Origin of the sequence: Nonomuraea marmarensis (assembly GCF_043197025.1) — a bacterium.
Classification (GTDB): domain Bacteria; phylum Actinomycetota; class Actinomycetes; order Streptosporangiales; family Streptosporangiaceae; genus Nonomuraea; species Nonomuraea marmarensis.
Map to the genome: position 1 here is coordinate 139,168 of NZ_JBICRM010000017.1, position 12,882 is coordinate 152,049.

The 12,882-nt window shown below is 70.6% G+C and carries 13 protein-coding genes and 1 riboswitch; of the genes, 2 read left to right on the plus strand and 11 right to left on the minus strand.

Features of this window, described 5'->3' with window-relative positions:
• Positions 1 to 9: 9 nt before the first annotated feature.
• Genes ACFLIM_RS26910 through ACFLIM_RS26925 form a run of 4 tightly spaced genes read right to left on the minus strand, consistent with a single transcriptional unit; the run spans position 10 to position 3,831 of the window.
• A complete protein-coding gene (locus ACFLIM_RS26910; protein WP_393170026.1) occupies positions 10 to 765 on the minus strand; it encodes an ABC transporter ATP-binding protein in 756 nt (251 codons plus the stop codon).
• Positions 762 to 1,718 carry an ABC transporter permease gene (locus tag ACFLIM_RS26915; RefSeq protein WP_393170028.1) on the minus strand — a complete coding sequence of 319 codons (957 nt, stop codon included), beginning with the start codon at positions 1,716 to 1,718 and terminating at the stop codon, positions 762 to 764. Before ACFLIM_RS26915 ends, ACFLIM_RS26910 begins: the two co-directional genes overlap by 4 nt.
• Positions 1,715 to 2,695 (minus strand): ABC transporter substrate-binding protein, encoded by a 981-nt coding sequence (locus ACFLIM_RS26920; protein WP_393170030.1) that lies wholly within the window; start codon positions 2,693 to 2,695, stop codon positions 1,715 to 1,717. The genes ACFLIM_RS26915 and ACFLIM_RS26920 overlap by 4 nt, the downstream gene beginning before the upstream one ends.
• Positions 2,692 to 3,831 carry an agmatinase family protein gene (locus ACFLIM_RS26925; protein WP_393170032.1) on the minus strand — a complete coding sequence of 380 codons (1,140 nt, stop codon included), beginning with the start codon at positions 3,829 to 3,831 and terminating at the stop codon, positions 2,692 to 2,694. The genes ACFLIM_RS26920 and ACFLIM_RS26925 overlap by 4 nt, the downstream gene beginning before the upstream one ends.
• A gap of 51 nt (positions 3,832 to 3,882) precedes the next feature.
• Positions 3,883 to 3,986, minus strand: a riboswitch (guanidine-I (ykkC/yxkD leader).
• 119 nt (positions 3,987 to 4,105) lie between these two features.
• On the opposite strand from ACFLIM_RS26925, the gene ACFLIM_RS26930 reads away from it, so the two are divergent.
• Positions 4,106 to 4,975 carry an NAD(P)-dependent oxidoreductase gene (locus tag ACFLIM_RS26930; RefSeq protein WP_393170034.1) on the plus strand — a complete coding sequence of 290 codons (870 nt, stop codon included), beginning with the start codon at positions 4,106 to 4,108 and terminating at the stop codon, positions 4,973 to 4,975.
• A gap of 8 nt (positions 4,976 to 4,983) precedes the next feature.
• Here the strand turns inward: ACFLIM_RS26930 and ACFLIM_RS26935 are convergent, their stop codons facing one another.
• The 3 genes from ACFLIM_RS26935 to ACFLIM_RS26945 are packed head-to-tail and all read right to left on the minus strand — an operon-like array spanning position 4,984 to position 9,172.
• The gene (locus ACFLIM_RS26935) at positions 4,984 to 6,792 is read right to left on the minus strand and encodes a hydantoinase B/oxoprolinase family protein (protein ID WP_393170036.1); all 1,809 of its coding nucleotides are present in this window, start codon (positions 6,790 to 6,792) and stop codon (positions 4,984 to 4,986) included.
• The gene (locus ACFLIM_RS26940; protein ID WP_393170038.1) at positions 6,785 to 8,785 is read right to left on the minus strand and encodes a hydantoinase/oxoprolinase family protein; all 2,001 of its coding nucleotides are present in this window, start codon (positions 8,783 to 8,785) and stop codon (positions 6,785 to 6,787) included. Before ACFLIM_RS26940 ends, ACFLIM_RS26935 begins: the two co-directional genes overlap by 8 nt.
• Before the next feature lie 6 nt (positions 8,786 to 8,791).
• On the minus strand, positions 8,792 to 9,172 hold the full coding sequence (locus tag ACFLIM_RS26945; protein WP_393170040.1) for a hypothetical protein: 381 nt from the start codon (positions 9,170 to 9,172) through the stop codon (positions 8,792 to 8,794).
• 43 nt (positions 9,173 to 9,215) lie between these two features.
• Between ACFLIM_RS26945 and ACFLIM_RS26950 the strand changes: the two genes are divergently transcribed.
• Positions 9,216 to 9,908, plus strand: coding sequence for a thymidine kinase (locus tag ACFLIM_RS26950; RefSeq protein ID WP_393170124.1), 693 nt, complete (start codon positions 9,216 to 9,218; stop codon positions 9,906 to 9,908).
• On the opposite strand, the gene ACFLIM_RS26955 is transcribed toward ACFLIM_RS26950, so the two are convergent.
• From ACFLIM_RS26955 to ACFLIM_RS26970, 4 genes are all read right to left on the minus strand, one after another.
• Positions 9,891 to 10,295, minus strand: a complete 405-nt coding sequence (locus tag ACFLIM_RS26955; protein WP_393170042.1) for a MarR family winged helix-turn-helix transcriptional regulator — start codon at positions 10,293 to 10,295, stop codon at positions 9,891 to 9,893. The two genes, ACFLIM_RS26950 and ACFLIM_RS26955, sit on opposite strands and share 18 nt — an antisense overlap.
• Positions 10,296 to 10,316: 21 nt before the next feature.
• Positions 10,317 to 10,988, minus strand: a complete 672-nt coding sequence (locus ACFLIM_RS26960; RefSeq protein WP_393170044.1) for a DsbA family oxidoreductase — start codon at positions 10,986 to 10,988, stop codon at positions 10,317 to 10,319.
• Positions 10,989 to 11,037: 49 nt separating this feature from the next.
• Positions 11,038 to 11,934 (minus strand): hypothetical protein, encoded by an 897-nt coding sequence (locus ACFLIM_RS26965; protein WP_393170046.1) that lies wholly within the window; start codon positions 11,932 to 11,934, stop codon positions 11,038 to 11,040.
• Positions 11,935 to 12,012: 78 nt separating this feature from the next.
• Positions 12,013 to 12,702, minus strand: coding sequence for an SRPBCC family protein (locus ACFLIM_RS26970; RefSeq protein WP_393170048.1), 690 nt, complete (start codon positions 12,700 to 12,702; stop codon positions 12,013 to 12,015).
• Positions 12,703 to 12,882 lie beyond the last annotated feature (180 nt).

Consider the following 12,882-nt stretch of genomic DNA (forward strand, 5'->3'; position numbering starts at 1 on the left):
CCGACATCCTCACACGCGGCTCTGCGCGTGCCCCCTGACGAGGTCCTCGACCTGGTTGCGGAGGGCGAGGAACTCGGGGGTCCGCTTGAGGCCGAGCTGCCGGTGGTCAGCGAGTGGCACCGGCAGCTCGGCCGCAACCCGGCCCGGGTCGGAGGTCAGCACGATCACCCGCCGCCCGAGCAGCACGGCCTCCTCCACGTCGTGGGTGACCATGAGCACGGTGGCGCCGGTGTCCTGCCAGACCTGGTGCAGGAAGACCTGCATGTCCTCCTTGGTCTGCACGTCCAGGGCGCCGAAGGGCTCGTCGAGCAGCAGTACGGACGGCTCGCAGGCCAGCGCCCGGGCGATCGCCACCCGCTGCCGCTGGCCGCCGGACAGCTCCTTGGGCAGGGCGTTGGCGAGCGGCAGCAGGCCCACCTCGGACAGGTACCAGTCGACGCGGCGGCGGCGTTCGGCGGCCGGCAGGGGCAGCAGGCGCAGGCCGAACCCGACGTTCTCGGCGACCGTGAGGAACGGGAACAACGCCCCTGACTGGAACACCAGCCCCCGTTCCGGTCCTGGGCCGCTGACGGGGTGGCCGTCGAGTTCGATCGTGCCGCCGGTGATCGGCTCCAGCCCGGCGATCATGCCGAGCAGCGTGGACTTTCCCGAGCCGCTCGCGCCCACGATGCACAGGAAGTCGCCGCGCCCCACCTCCAGCCCGACGCCGTCGAGCACCCGCTTGCCGCCGAACTCCTTGACGACGTCCCGCAGTACGAGCGTCATGCCGCCCACCTCCCCACCCGCGCCCTGGCCAGGCGCAGGCCGACGTCGATGGCCAGGCCGATGACGCCGATCACGACGAGCACCGCGAAGATGCGGTCGGTCTGCAGGAACCGCTGGGCGCGGACGATCCGGTAGCCCAGCCCGGACTCGGCGGCGATGAGCTCGGCGACGACCACGAAGTTCCACGCGGCGGCGGCGTTGACGCGCATCGCGTCGAGCATGCCCGGCAGCGCGTACGGCCAGACGACCTTGCGCAGCACCTCGCCGGGGGTGGCGCCGAGCGTGGCGGCGGCCCTGCGCAGCTCGCCGGGCACGGCGCGGACCGCGTCGGCGGTCATGAGCGTGTTGAAGAACACCACGCCGATGACCAGGATCGCGATCTTGGACGGCTCGCCCAGGCCGAGCCAGATGATCAGCAGCGGGATGAACGCGGACGCGGGCAGGTACCTCAGCAGCCCGATCACCGGCTCCAGCAGCGCCAGGGCCACCTGGGACGTGCCCATCGCCAGGCCGAGCGGCACCGATATCGCCACCGCCAGCCCGAACCCGGCGCTCACCCTGCCCAGGCTGGCGGCCGCGTCGGACAGCAGCTGCCCGCTTGCGGCCATCTCCGCGAACGCCTGCGCGACGGCGACGGGCGAGGGCAGGAACGTCGGATCGACGACACCCAGCGAGCTGACGACCGCCCAGAGCGCCAGCGGCACGACGACCGCCACGACTCGCAACGCCCACCGGACCCGGCCGGGCAACGCCCGGCCGTTCCACCTCCGCCGGCGCCCGCTCCGCCCCGATGGCGATCCGGCCGGCCAAGGCCCCCCGGCCGAGCCGCCCTCGGCCCGCCCTCCGCGCGCGGACCGCTTGGGCAGCGGCGGCCAGCTCTCGCGGTCGCCCGACCGCCGCCCGGCCGTCGCTTCGGCGGCCCGCGCAGCGGTGTGGGCCGGGGGGCCTGTCACGATGAGACCCCCTGGACGAAGCGTGGGTCGAGCAGGCCGTCCAGGGGCGGTGCCGCATCGGCCAGGCCCGATTCTGTGAGGAAGGCGGCGATCTCCTTGGCCTGCCGTTCCAGGCTGCCCGAGCTGAACGCCTCCCGGTTGTCGGCCAGCGAGAAGATCGTGGTCCCCGCGTCGTATTCGGCGTAGGCCTGCTCGCTCACCCCGGCCCGCTTCGCCATGATCGTACGAGCTTCCGCCTTGTTGGCCCCGATCCAGGCCAGCGTGTCGAACCAGGTCTTGACCAGCCCCTGCACCACCTCGGGCCGCGAGGAGGCGAGCGTGCGGGACACCACCAGATGGTCTGGAATCGCCCCGGGGAAGTCCTTGGACGTGGCGACCGCCGCGGACCCGGGCAGTTCCAGAGCAGTGGTCGTGAAGGGCGCGAACGCCCCCACCGCGTCCACCTGCCCCGCCTTGAACGCGGCCGCCGCCGCATCCGTCGGCAGCGGCTTGAACGTGATGTCGGCCTGCGTAAGACCCGCCTTGCGGAGGGCGAGCAGCAGCAGGTAGTGGTCCACGGTGCCCTGCTCGGCGGCGACGGTCTTGCCCTTCAGCCCGGCCACGGACGAGATGCCGGACCTGGCGATGATCTGGTCGTTTCCGGTGGAGTTGTCGTTGACCAGCACGACCGTCTGCTTGGCGCCGCCGGAGATGGAGGCCAGCGTGTCGTTCAGGGTCTGGCTGTTGGCGTCGATGTTCCCGGTGGCCAGGGCGGTGAGGCTGTCGGTGTAGCTGTCGAAGTATTTCAGCTCGACCTCGACCCCGTTCTTCGCGAACAGCCCCTTCTCCTGGGCGACCTGCCAGGGGAACCAGCCGGGCCAGGCGGAGAAGCCCAGGGTGACGGCCTTGCTGGGGGCGCCGGTGGGCGTGGACGGCGCGCCGCCGCAGGCCGTACAGACGACTACTAACAGAGCGGCGAGCAGGAGCCGGCGTGTCACGACGCGGCCTCCTTCCTCTTCGTCGGCAGGTGACCCGAGCGGACCAGGCAACCGAGCGTGTCGCAGATGACACGGGTGGCTATCAGGGAGGTGATGTCGGCGTTGTCGTACGGCGGGCTGCACTCGACCACCTCGATCCCGGCCAGCGGCTTGGCGTCGGCGATGATCTGGATGAACTTCAGCACCTCGCGCGGCAGGAACCCGCCGGGCTCCGGCCATCCGGTGCCCGGCACGAACGCGGCGTCCAGGCAGTCCACGTCGAACGACAACCACACGGCCTCCGCGTCGCGCCAGGCCACCTCCAGCGCCCGCTCGGCGGCGGCCTCGATGCCCATCTCGACGCAGTCGTTGACCGTCATGATCGTGGTGCCGCGCTCGCGCCCGACCTTCACGCCCGGCCTGGGCGCCTGCCAGCCGCCGATGCCGATCTGCACCAGATTTTGCGGGGGTACGTTCGGGATGTCCGTGGCGTGGAACCACGGGGTGGTGTGCATGCGTTCGTCCAGGTCGGTTTCCTGGGTGTCGACATGCCGGTCGAAGTGGATGATGCCCAGATTTCCGGACAGGTGCTCGGCGACGCCGCGTACCGTCGGGTAGCCGATCGAGTGGTCGCCGCCGAGGACGACGGGGAAGGCGCCGCTCGCGTACACGTGCGAGACGGCCTTGGAGATCTGGTCGAACGTCTTCTCGATGTTCCCCGGGATCGTGAACACGTCGCCGAGGTCGGCGATCGAGATCGACTCGCGCAGGTCCACGCCCAGCTCGAAGCTGTAGGGCCCGTACAGCGCGGAGATCCGGCGGATGCCCTGCGGCCCGAACCGGGTGCCCGGTCGGTACGTCGTCCCGCCGTCGAACGGGGCGCCGAGCACGGCCACGTCGTAGTCGCCGCAGGTGCGCACGTCCTCGACGTACGGGGCCTTGAGGAAGGTGTTGATGCCCGCGAAGTGCGGCAGCTCGCCGCGCGAGAACGTCGGGATGCGCCGGTCCACGATGGAGTCGGCGCCCTGCAGGCCCAGCTCCAGCCCCCTGGCCACCTCGCGGTCCCAGGCGGTGGTGGGCAGTTCGGCCTCGCGTTCGACGGCGAAGCGGGCCTCGGGTCCGTAGTTCTCGTGGAGTTTACGGGGGTGCCAGTGCATTCGAGCTCCGAATGATCGACGCCCGGCCGGAAGGCAGCCAGGCTGTGGCTGACCTCCCGGGCTTTTGTCCCGCCGTGGAGCGGCCTCATGAGGCAGGCCGCCTGCACCTCTCGGACCAGGCCCGGCGTCCCGGCGGAACCCTAGGTGCGCCTCACGCTCTCGGTGAGTCACCCTCAGTGCACTCCTGCGGTGTTTCCGCGCCGTTAAGTCCTTGTTCCAGTCGGCTTACCGACCCCGCGCGGAGCCGCCGGGCGGTGGATCGTATGGTGATCTCATGAGCACAGTCGCAGTCCTCGGAACCGGGCTCATGGGCGCTCCCATGGCCCGCAACCTGGCCAGGTCCGGCCTGCGGGTCAGGGTCTGGAACCGGACGAAGGAGAAGGCCCAGCCGCTGGAGGCGGACGGCGCGGTGGTCGCGGGTTCCCCGGCCGAGGCGGTCGAGGGCGCGGACGTGATCATCACGATGCTGAGCGACGGCGACGCGGTGCACGCGGCGTTGTCCGCCGCCGTTCCCGCGCTCAGGGCGGGGCAGGTGTGGGCGCAGATGAGCACGGTCGGGGTGGTGGCGATCGAACGGCTGGCGGCGCTGGCGGCCGAGCACGGGCTGACCTTCGTGGACGCCCCCGTCCAGGGCACCCGCCAACCGGCCGAACAGGGCAAGCTGATCATCCTCGCCGCAGGCCCGCAAGCGGCCAGGGAAACGCTCGAACCGGTCTTCGACGCGGTCGGCCAGCACACGCTCTGGCTCGGCGACGACGGCGCGGACGGCACCGCGTCCAAGCTCAAGCTGGCCGCGGTGAGCTACGCCATCTCGCTCACCGCCGTGGTGGCCGAGTCCCTCGCCCTGGCCAAGGGGCTGGGCCTCGACCCCGATCTGGTCCGTCAGGTGATCACGGGCGGACCGCTGGACAACGCCTACTTCCAGACCAAGTCCAAGGCCATCATGGAAGGCGACTTCACGCCCAGCTTCACGGTCGGCAACGCGGAGAAGGACACCAGGCTGATCACCGAGGCCGGGGAGTCGGCGGGCGTCCGGCTCGACCTGGTGGCGGCGGCGGGCGAGCGTTTCCGCCGCGCCGAATCGCAGGGCCACGGCGACGAGGACATGGCCGCCACGTATTTCGCCAGCTTCGACAAGGGCTGACCGCACCCTTACAATTCGTCCACCTCCGCGAACGCGCGCCCGCCGGAAAGCTTCGCGTAACCAGGTCCCCGGTCGAAGAAGCGGTCGGTCGGAGGGCGGAGGCGGGCGCGGAGTTCGGCGGTGCCCTGTTCGTCGATGCGGTCCCCGTCCAGGACCACCCCGTAGTCCCCCAGCGCCCCCGCGATCGACACCTTGCCGTCCCGCACATCGGCCGCCACCGCCCGAGGGTCCCGGTCGTAGGGCGAGCCCCAGCCGCCGCCCCCCGTGGTGCGGATCCTGATCAGCTCCCCGGCCTGCACCGAGTGGTCGTCCACCAGCCCCTCCATCTCCTTGCCCGCGATCTCCACCCGGAACGGCCGCCCCGCGAGCCCGCCGTTCACACCCCAGCAGGACAGGATCGAGCGGTCGGCGATGGACATGTACGAGGCGTCCCTGAGCATCCTGATGTGCTTGTCGTAACCCAGTCCGCCCCTGTACATCCCGGGCCCGCCCGAGTCGCAGGCCAGCGCCAGCCGCTCCACCCGGAACGGCCAGCGGGCCTCGGCGAACTCCACCGGGATGTTGCGCGAGTCCGGCACCACGTGGATGGTGTCCTCCCCGTCGGCGTACCAGCGCCCGCCCGAGCCGCCGCCCAGGACCTCGCGCATCAGGTACGGCACCCCGTCCGCGTCCGTGCCGTAGACGCCGGTGTAGCGGATGGTCTCCTGGTCGGCGGGCATGCGACCGCCCGTGGCCTTGGCCAGGACACCGGCGAGCACGCCCAGGAGGCGCAGGATGACGAATGTGCGGGCGTTCGTGGGGGCGGGGAAGACCGGGGTCAGCAATGTGCCTTTTTCCGGAAAAATCATCTTAATGAGGGGTACGACCCCCTCGTTGACGTCCAGCTCCGCCATCCGCTCCGGCGTGTTGGCCAGGTTGCGCAGCACCGGAGCCAGCCACTTCTTCAGGAACACCCCGTCGGCATAGTCGCCCGCGTGGTTGATCGGCCCCTTGGCCTGCGGTGACGTACCGGTGAAGTCGATCGTCAGCGGAGCGTCGGCCGCGTGGTCGACGCTGAGCGTGATGCGCTGAGCGTGCAGCCGGGGCTCGTCCACGCCGTCGTGCTCGGCGTAGTCCTCCCACACGTACGTCCCCTCGGGGAGCTTCGCCAGCAGTTCCCTGCGGAAGGTCTCGGTGGTCTTGGAGATGATCGCGTCGAAGCACTCCTCGACGGCCTCCTTGCCGTACCGCTCGAACAGCTCCCCCAGCCGCCGCGCGCCCATCAGGCAGGCCGAGCACTCGGCGTCCAGGTCACCGGCCAGCGAGTCGGGCATGCGGGAGTTACGGGTCATGATGCGCAACGCGGCCTCGTTCGGCACGCCCTGGTCCCACAACTTGATCGGCGGCACCATCAGGCCCTCTTCGAAGACGGATCGGGCGTGCGAGGGCATGGACCCCGGCACGGCGCCGCCGATGTCGTCGTGGTGGCCGAACGCCTGCACGAAGGCCACCACCGAGCCCTCGTGGAAGACGGGCACGGTGACGCACAGGTCCGGCAGGTGCCCGATGCCGCCTTCCGACAGGTAGACGTCGTTGTGGAAGTACACGTCCCCTGGCTGCATCGTCTCGACCGGGAAGTCGCGCACGACCGGCTGGACGAGCGCGCTGTAGGAGCGGCCGGTCAGCTTGCGCAGCCGCACGTCGTGGATGCCCGCGCGGAAGTCGTGCGCGTCGCGGATCATCGGCGAGCGGGCCGTACGCGCGATGGCGGTCTCGACCTCCTTCTCGACGGAGGCCAGCGTCCCTTCGACGATCTCGACGAGGATGGGATCAATCACGCCTTATCTCCACATTTCCGTATTCGTCGACCTTCGCGGTGAAGCCGGGGTGGACGGGGATCGTCGAGCCATACTCCTCGATCACCGCAGGCCCCTTGATCGCAGCCCCGGGGCCGAGCGCGGCGCGCTGGTGGATCGGGGTGTCGCGGGTCTCGTCGAAGTGCACCGGCCGGACCGACGTGGCGCCTTCGCCGGCTTTCTCCAGCCGCCGGATGCCCGGGCGGGTGATGGGGCCGATGCCGGACACGCGCAGGTTCACCCATTCGACGCCGTGGCGTGGGTCGTCCCGGTAGGCGTACCCGTACAACTTCTGGTGGGCCTCGTGGAAACGCTCGATCACGTCGGCCTGCCAGGCGGCGTCGATCTCGCCGGCGGGGGCGGTGACGCGGACCTCGTACGCCTGGCCGTAGTAGCGCAGGTCGGCGCTGCGCAGGTAGATGGGGTCGTCGAACCCCTCGCGGTCCAGCGCCTCGCCCGCCTGATGTTCCAGGTCGTGGAAGATCTCGGCCGCCTTGCCCAGGGAGAGGTCGCGGGTGACGTACGTACGGACGTAGTCGTTCTTGACGTCCACCGTGAGCAACCCGAACGCTGAAACGTTCCCGGGATCGCGCGGAACGACGACGGCCGGCAGGCCGAGGATGTCGATCAGCCGGCACGCCAGCAGCGGCCCAGAGCCGCCAAAAGTCACCAGCGGGAAGTCCCGCACGTCCAGCCCGCGCTTGACGGTGAGCTGCCTGATCGCGTTGCTCTGGTTGAACGCGCTGATCTCCAGGATCCCGGTCGCCGTGCGCTCGGGCGTGAGGCCGAGCTTGTCCGCCAGCGCCTGGATGCCGGTACGCGTGGCGTCGGCGTCCAGCGGGATCTCCCCGCCGAGCAGGTGCGGCGGTATCCGGCCGAGGAACACGTGCGCGTCCGTCACCGTCACCTCCGTCCCGCCCCTGCCGTAGCAGAGCGGCCCTGGATCGGCCCCGGCGGACCTGGGTCCCACCTTGAGCGTGCCCTCCGGCGAGATCCACGCGATCGAGCCGCCGCCCGCGCCCACGGTGATGATGTCGATCATCGGGATCTTGCACGGGTACCGCCCGATGGACCCCTCCGTGGTGATGGAGGGCTCGCCGTCGATCACCACGGCCACGTCGGTCGAGGTGCCGCCGCCGTCCAGGGTGATCACCGACTTGTGCCCGGCCGTGGACGCGATGAGCGCGGCCCCGAGCGCCCCGGCCGCCGGGCCCGACAGGACGGTGGTGATCGGCTGGTTGACGACCTCGCGGGCGGACAGGACGCCGCCGTTCGACTTCATGACGGAGAACGGCATGCCGAGCCGGTTGGACAGGTTCGCGATGTAGCCGCGCATGGCGGGCTTGACGGCGGCGTCGACGAGGGTGGTGACCGAGCGCTCGTACTCGCGGTATTCGCGCAGCACGTCGCTCGACAACGAGATCACCGCCTCCGGGTGCTCGCGCCACAACACCTCGCGCATGCGGCGTTCGTGCTCGGGATTGGCGTAGGAGTGCAGGAAGCAGACCCCGATCGCGGTGACGCCCTTGGACTTGAACCAGCGGGCCACCTCGGTGGCCTGCTCCTCCGAGAACGGCCGCACCTCCGCGCCCAGGTGGTCGAGCCGCCCGCCGACGGTCTTCACCAGGTGCACGGGAACGATCCTGGGCGGCTTGACCCAGAAGTAGGAGTTGCCGTAGCCGTCGGGCACGCTCTGCCTGGCGATCTCCAGGACGTACTCGAAGCCCTCGGTCGTGATGAACCCGAGGTTCGCGATCCGGTCTTCGAGCAGTTGGTTCGTGGCGACGGTGGTGCCGTGGACGATCGAGCTGACGTCGAGCTCGCCCAGTTTCTCGATGCTCGCGATGAACCCGTTCGCCGGGTTCGCGGGGGTCGAGGGGGTCTTGGTGGTGAGGATCTCACCGGTCTGCTCATCCACCGCGACGACGTCGGTGAAGGTGCCTCCGGTGTCCACTCCGATACGGACGCTACGCATGGCTCCTCAGCTTCGGCGCCGGCCGAGCACTTCGTCGATGACACGGGGCGCGTTCTCTGTGCCGACGTAGGCCGCCAGGCGCACCACCATCTCCTGCGACCTGGCCAGCTCGGCCTCCACCCTGGCCTTCCCCGACTGGCCCGCCTGCACGCCGAAGTAGGCCCCGATGATGGTGCCGATCACCCCGGCCACGCCGGCGAACAGCGCGGCGAACTCCTGGGTGGCGAACACGGCCGCGCCGAAGGCGACCAGGACCGCGACGATGCCGACCACGACGACGAGGAAACCGTACCGCCAGCGGGTGGCGTCGGCCTGGGCGGCCGTGAGGTCGTCCGGTGTCATCATCGCGTCGAGCGAGGGCGGATTTGGCGGTTTGTCGGTGACCACAAGTTCCTCCTGAAACTCCAGGGGAGAAATGTCCCACGAGGTCATGGAACAAGCCAAGCCGCTAAGCTGGGGGCCCGTGACCGAATCGTCTGCCTTGTCTGCTGTGCCGTCTGGCGCCCGGGATGCCGTTCTGAAGTTCTACTTCGGCCCGATGGATTGCGGGAAGTCCACGTTGGCGCTCCAGATGAACTACAACCATGGGCGTCAGGGCCGGCGCGGCTTGATGTTCACCAAGCACGACCGCTCGGGCGGGCCCAAGATCACCAGCCGGATCGGGCTCGGGCTGGAGGCGATCGAGGTGGAGGACTCCCTCGATCTCGTACGGCTGGTGACCGCGCACGACCGGATCGACTACCTCATCTGCGACGAGGCCTGTTTCTACACAGTCGAGCAGATCGAGCAGCTCGCCGACCTGGTGGACGAGTACGGGATCGACGTCTACGCGTTCGGGCTGGCCTCCGACTTCAGGTCGGTGATGTTCCCCGCGGCGCAGCGGCTGTTCGAGCTGGCCGACGAGGTGTGCCGGCTGCAGGTCGAGGTGTTGTGCTGGTGCGGGCGGCCGGGGCAGCTCAACGCCAGGGTGGTGGGCGGGGTGCTGGCGCGCACGGGCGAGCAGGTGGTCATCGGCGACACGGACGCCTCGCCGGTGCGCTATCAGGTCCTGTGCCGCCGCCACCACCGCTCGGGCGAGCTCGGCGAGGGCACGCCCCAGCCCGGCTCACACCAGCCGCTCTAGGAAATCCCGCAGCAGCCGCGCGTCGTCACCCGGCAGCGCGGCCAGGAACGCCCGCTCGGCCCCGTCCACGGCCCGCGTGGCTCCGTCCAGGGTCTCCCGGCCGTGCGGGGTCAGCTCGACCATGTTCTTGCGCCGGTCGTCGGGATGCGGCCGGCGTCCCACCAGCTTCTTCCGCTCCAGCGCGTCCACCATGGCCACCATCGTCGTCCGGTCGATCCCCAGCCGCTGCGCGGCCTCCAGCTGCGACAGCGGCTCGGGCGTGCCCAGCACCGACAGCACCGCGAACTCGCGCCCATCGATCCCGTACGGCGCCAGCGCCGGACCCGTCAACTCCGTCAGGCGCAGGTTGGCGTGCTTGAGCAGGTAACCAAGGCGACGTGTCGACACATCAACGATTCTCGCACCCGCTCAGACGGCGCAGTATCCGTCGTCATCGCACCCGTCGGCCGGGGCGGCGAGCTGCGTGATCGGCGTCTGTCCGGTCCGGGCCGCCACCTCGTCGATGGCCGCTGCGAACGCCTCCACCGGCTGGGCCCCGGACACCGCGAACTTCTCCTCGAACAGGAACAGCGGCACCCCGGTGATCCCGAGCGCCCGTGCCCTGCCGAGCTGCCCGCGTACCTCCTCGGCGCCTTCGCCCGAGTCCTCGACGCCGACCTCTCCTGCGAGCTCGTGCAGCACGCCGGTGTCACCCACGTTCCGCCCTTCGCTGAAGTACGCCCTGAACAGCCGCTCGGCCATCTCCCTGCCGAGCCCCTGCCGGGCGGCGACCTCGATCAGCCGGTGCGCCTCGAACGTGTTGGAGCTCACGGCGTGGTCGTAGTCCAGCTCCAGACCTTCGGTGGCGGCCGTGCCGATCACCCGGTCGGTCATCTGGCGGGCGTTCGGCCCGAACTTCCGCTCCAGGGCGGGGATCAGCGGCTCTCCCTCGTCGGGGGCGTCGGGATCGAGCTGGTACGGCCGCATCGTCACCTCGATCGTGCCGCCCTTGGCGCGGAACCCCTCGGCCGCCCGCGCGAACCTGACGTGCCCGATGTAACACCAGGGGCACACGACATCCGAAAAAATCTCGACCTTCACGCCTGCAGTCAACCGCCCGCCGTCCAGGCTGATTCCTGTCCGGCGGATTTCAACCGGCGGCGAGCTCCTCCAGCCGATAAGGCAGGTAGGCCGAGTCGTCCACCAGGGCAGACGCACCACGCCACCACCCGAACCACTCCCCGCTGCGCCACATCCAGTCCACCCGCTCGATGGCGGCCACGACGTCCCCGACGGTCTCCCACCGCTCGCCGAGTTGCTCCCGGGTGGCACCGTGACGGAGCGCCCAGGCCCGCAGGATCCCGGCGGCAGTGGAAGGCACCTGGCGCGCGTACGGATCGGGATCCTCACCCGGCAGCCGATGCGGCCCCAGCCCGGCCGCCACGCCCCAGCTCCACTGCGCCTCGGCGGGCCGTGAGTAGCGCAACGAGTGGAAGTCGAGATTGGACCCGAGATCCTCGTCCGGCCGCCGGGTGACCACCGCGTCGAGCCGCCCACCGGCGTCGAAGTGCACCACGAGCCGCTGCCCCGGCTTCACCCCCGGCGGCAGCTCGAAGCGGTCCTCGGCCTGCCAGGAGTTCAGGTCGACCTGGGCGACGGGCTGCCCCCACAGCTGGTCGGCGGCGTCGTCGGCGATCCAGGCGGCCAGCATCTCGAGCGCGGTGAGATCGGTCCACGGCTCGATGGCGACGGCCGTGCGCACGACCTCGTCGGGAGGCGGCAACTTGCCGCCCCTGGACCGCGTCCACCACTCCTCACCCAGCTCACGGGTGCCGACCAGCAGCGCCGCGATGGCGGCCAGCTCGGCCGACCGCCTGGTGAGCGAGGCGCCGAGGGCGAGCCCGAGACCGCGGTCGGTGCGCTCGTCGCCGAGCACCGGACGCACGTCACCGATCAGCGTCTCGGCGGTCGGCCGCTCCTCGCCGAGCAGGTTGCGTACGACTCGCCTGGCTTCGGTCCGGGCGTCTTCAGCATGTGCCTGCCGCATACCGCCACGCTACGCCTGGAGATCCTTTTCCGCGAGAGCCCCGACCGCCACCCCGAGCTGCCCCGCCGCCACGGCGTCTCAGGAGCGGCGACGGCGGGAGCCGCGTCCGAGCAACCAGCCCACCGCGACCCCGGCGAGCGCGATCCCCGCCCCCATGCCGAACGACGCCAGCATCACCCACGGACGTGCCTCGGCGTGCCGCTTGGGGGGCCGCTCATAGACGGCACCACCTACCCGGCCCGCCTCGCCGATGTCCGCCGCGGCCACCTCTGCCGAGCCGTCCCGCACGGCGCGCGGGTGACCATCAGCGGGCACAGGCTCAACGACGGCCGGCGCCCGCAGGTGCTCCTCGACGGCCGAGAAGAACTCGCCCGCCGTCCGCTTGGCCACCGAGCCGAGCATGCGCTGCCCGACGCCGCCGATCATCCCGCCGATCACCGCGTCGGCGTCGTAGTCCACCCGGGTCCCGCCGTCGATCTCGCTCAGCCGTACCAGGACGGTGGCGTCCACCGTCCCGGGCGCGCCCTGACCGCGGGCCTTGAGCGTGAAGCTCTCGGGCGCCAGCGGGTCGGCCAGCGCGACCTCCCCCTGATAGACGCCCTTGATGGACGCGACCCCCGCGTTGACGGTCATCCGGTACGTGTCCGGCCCCGACTCCTCCAGCCGCTCGCACCCCGGAATGGTGCGCACCAGCACCGCCGGGTCCTGGAGCGCCGCCCACACCCGATCCCTCTGAACGCCGATCACGGCACTGCCCGCCACTCTCATGTCGCCACTCTAGGCAGCCGGGACCAGGTGGATAAGGGTTTGCCGGCGGAAACATCCCACCGGTTCGCCCTGGTTGAAGGTCCACCCCGGGACGTACGAGCGAATCAACCCGGCGGCTGACGCGCCGGACCGGCCCCGAACGGCATCCTCGAGTACGCACCAGCAACCAGAGCCAGGGGG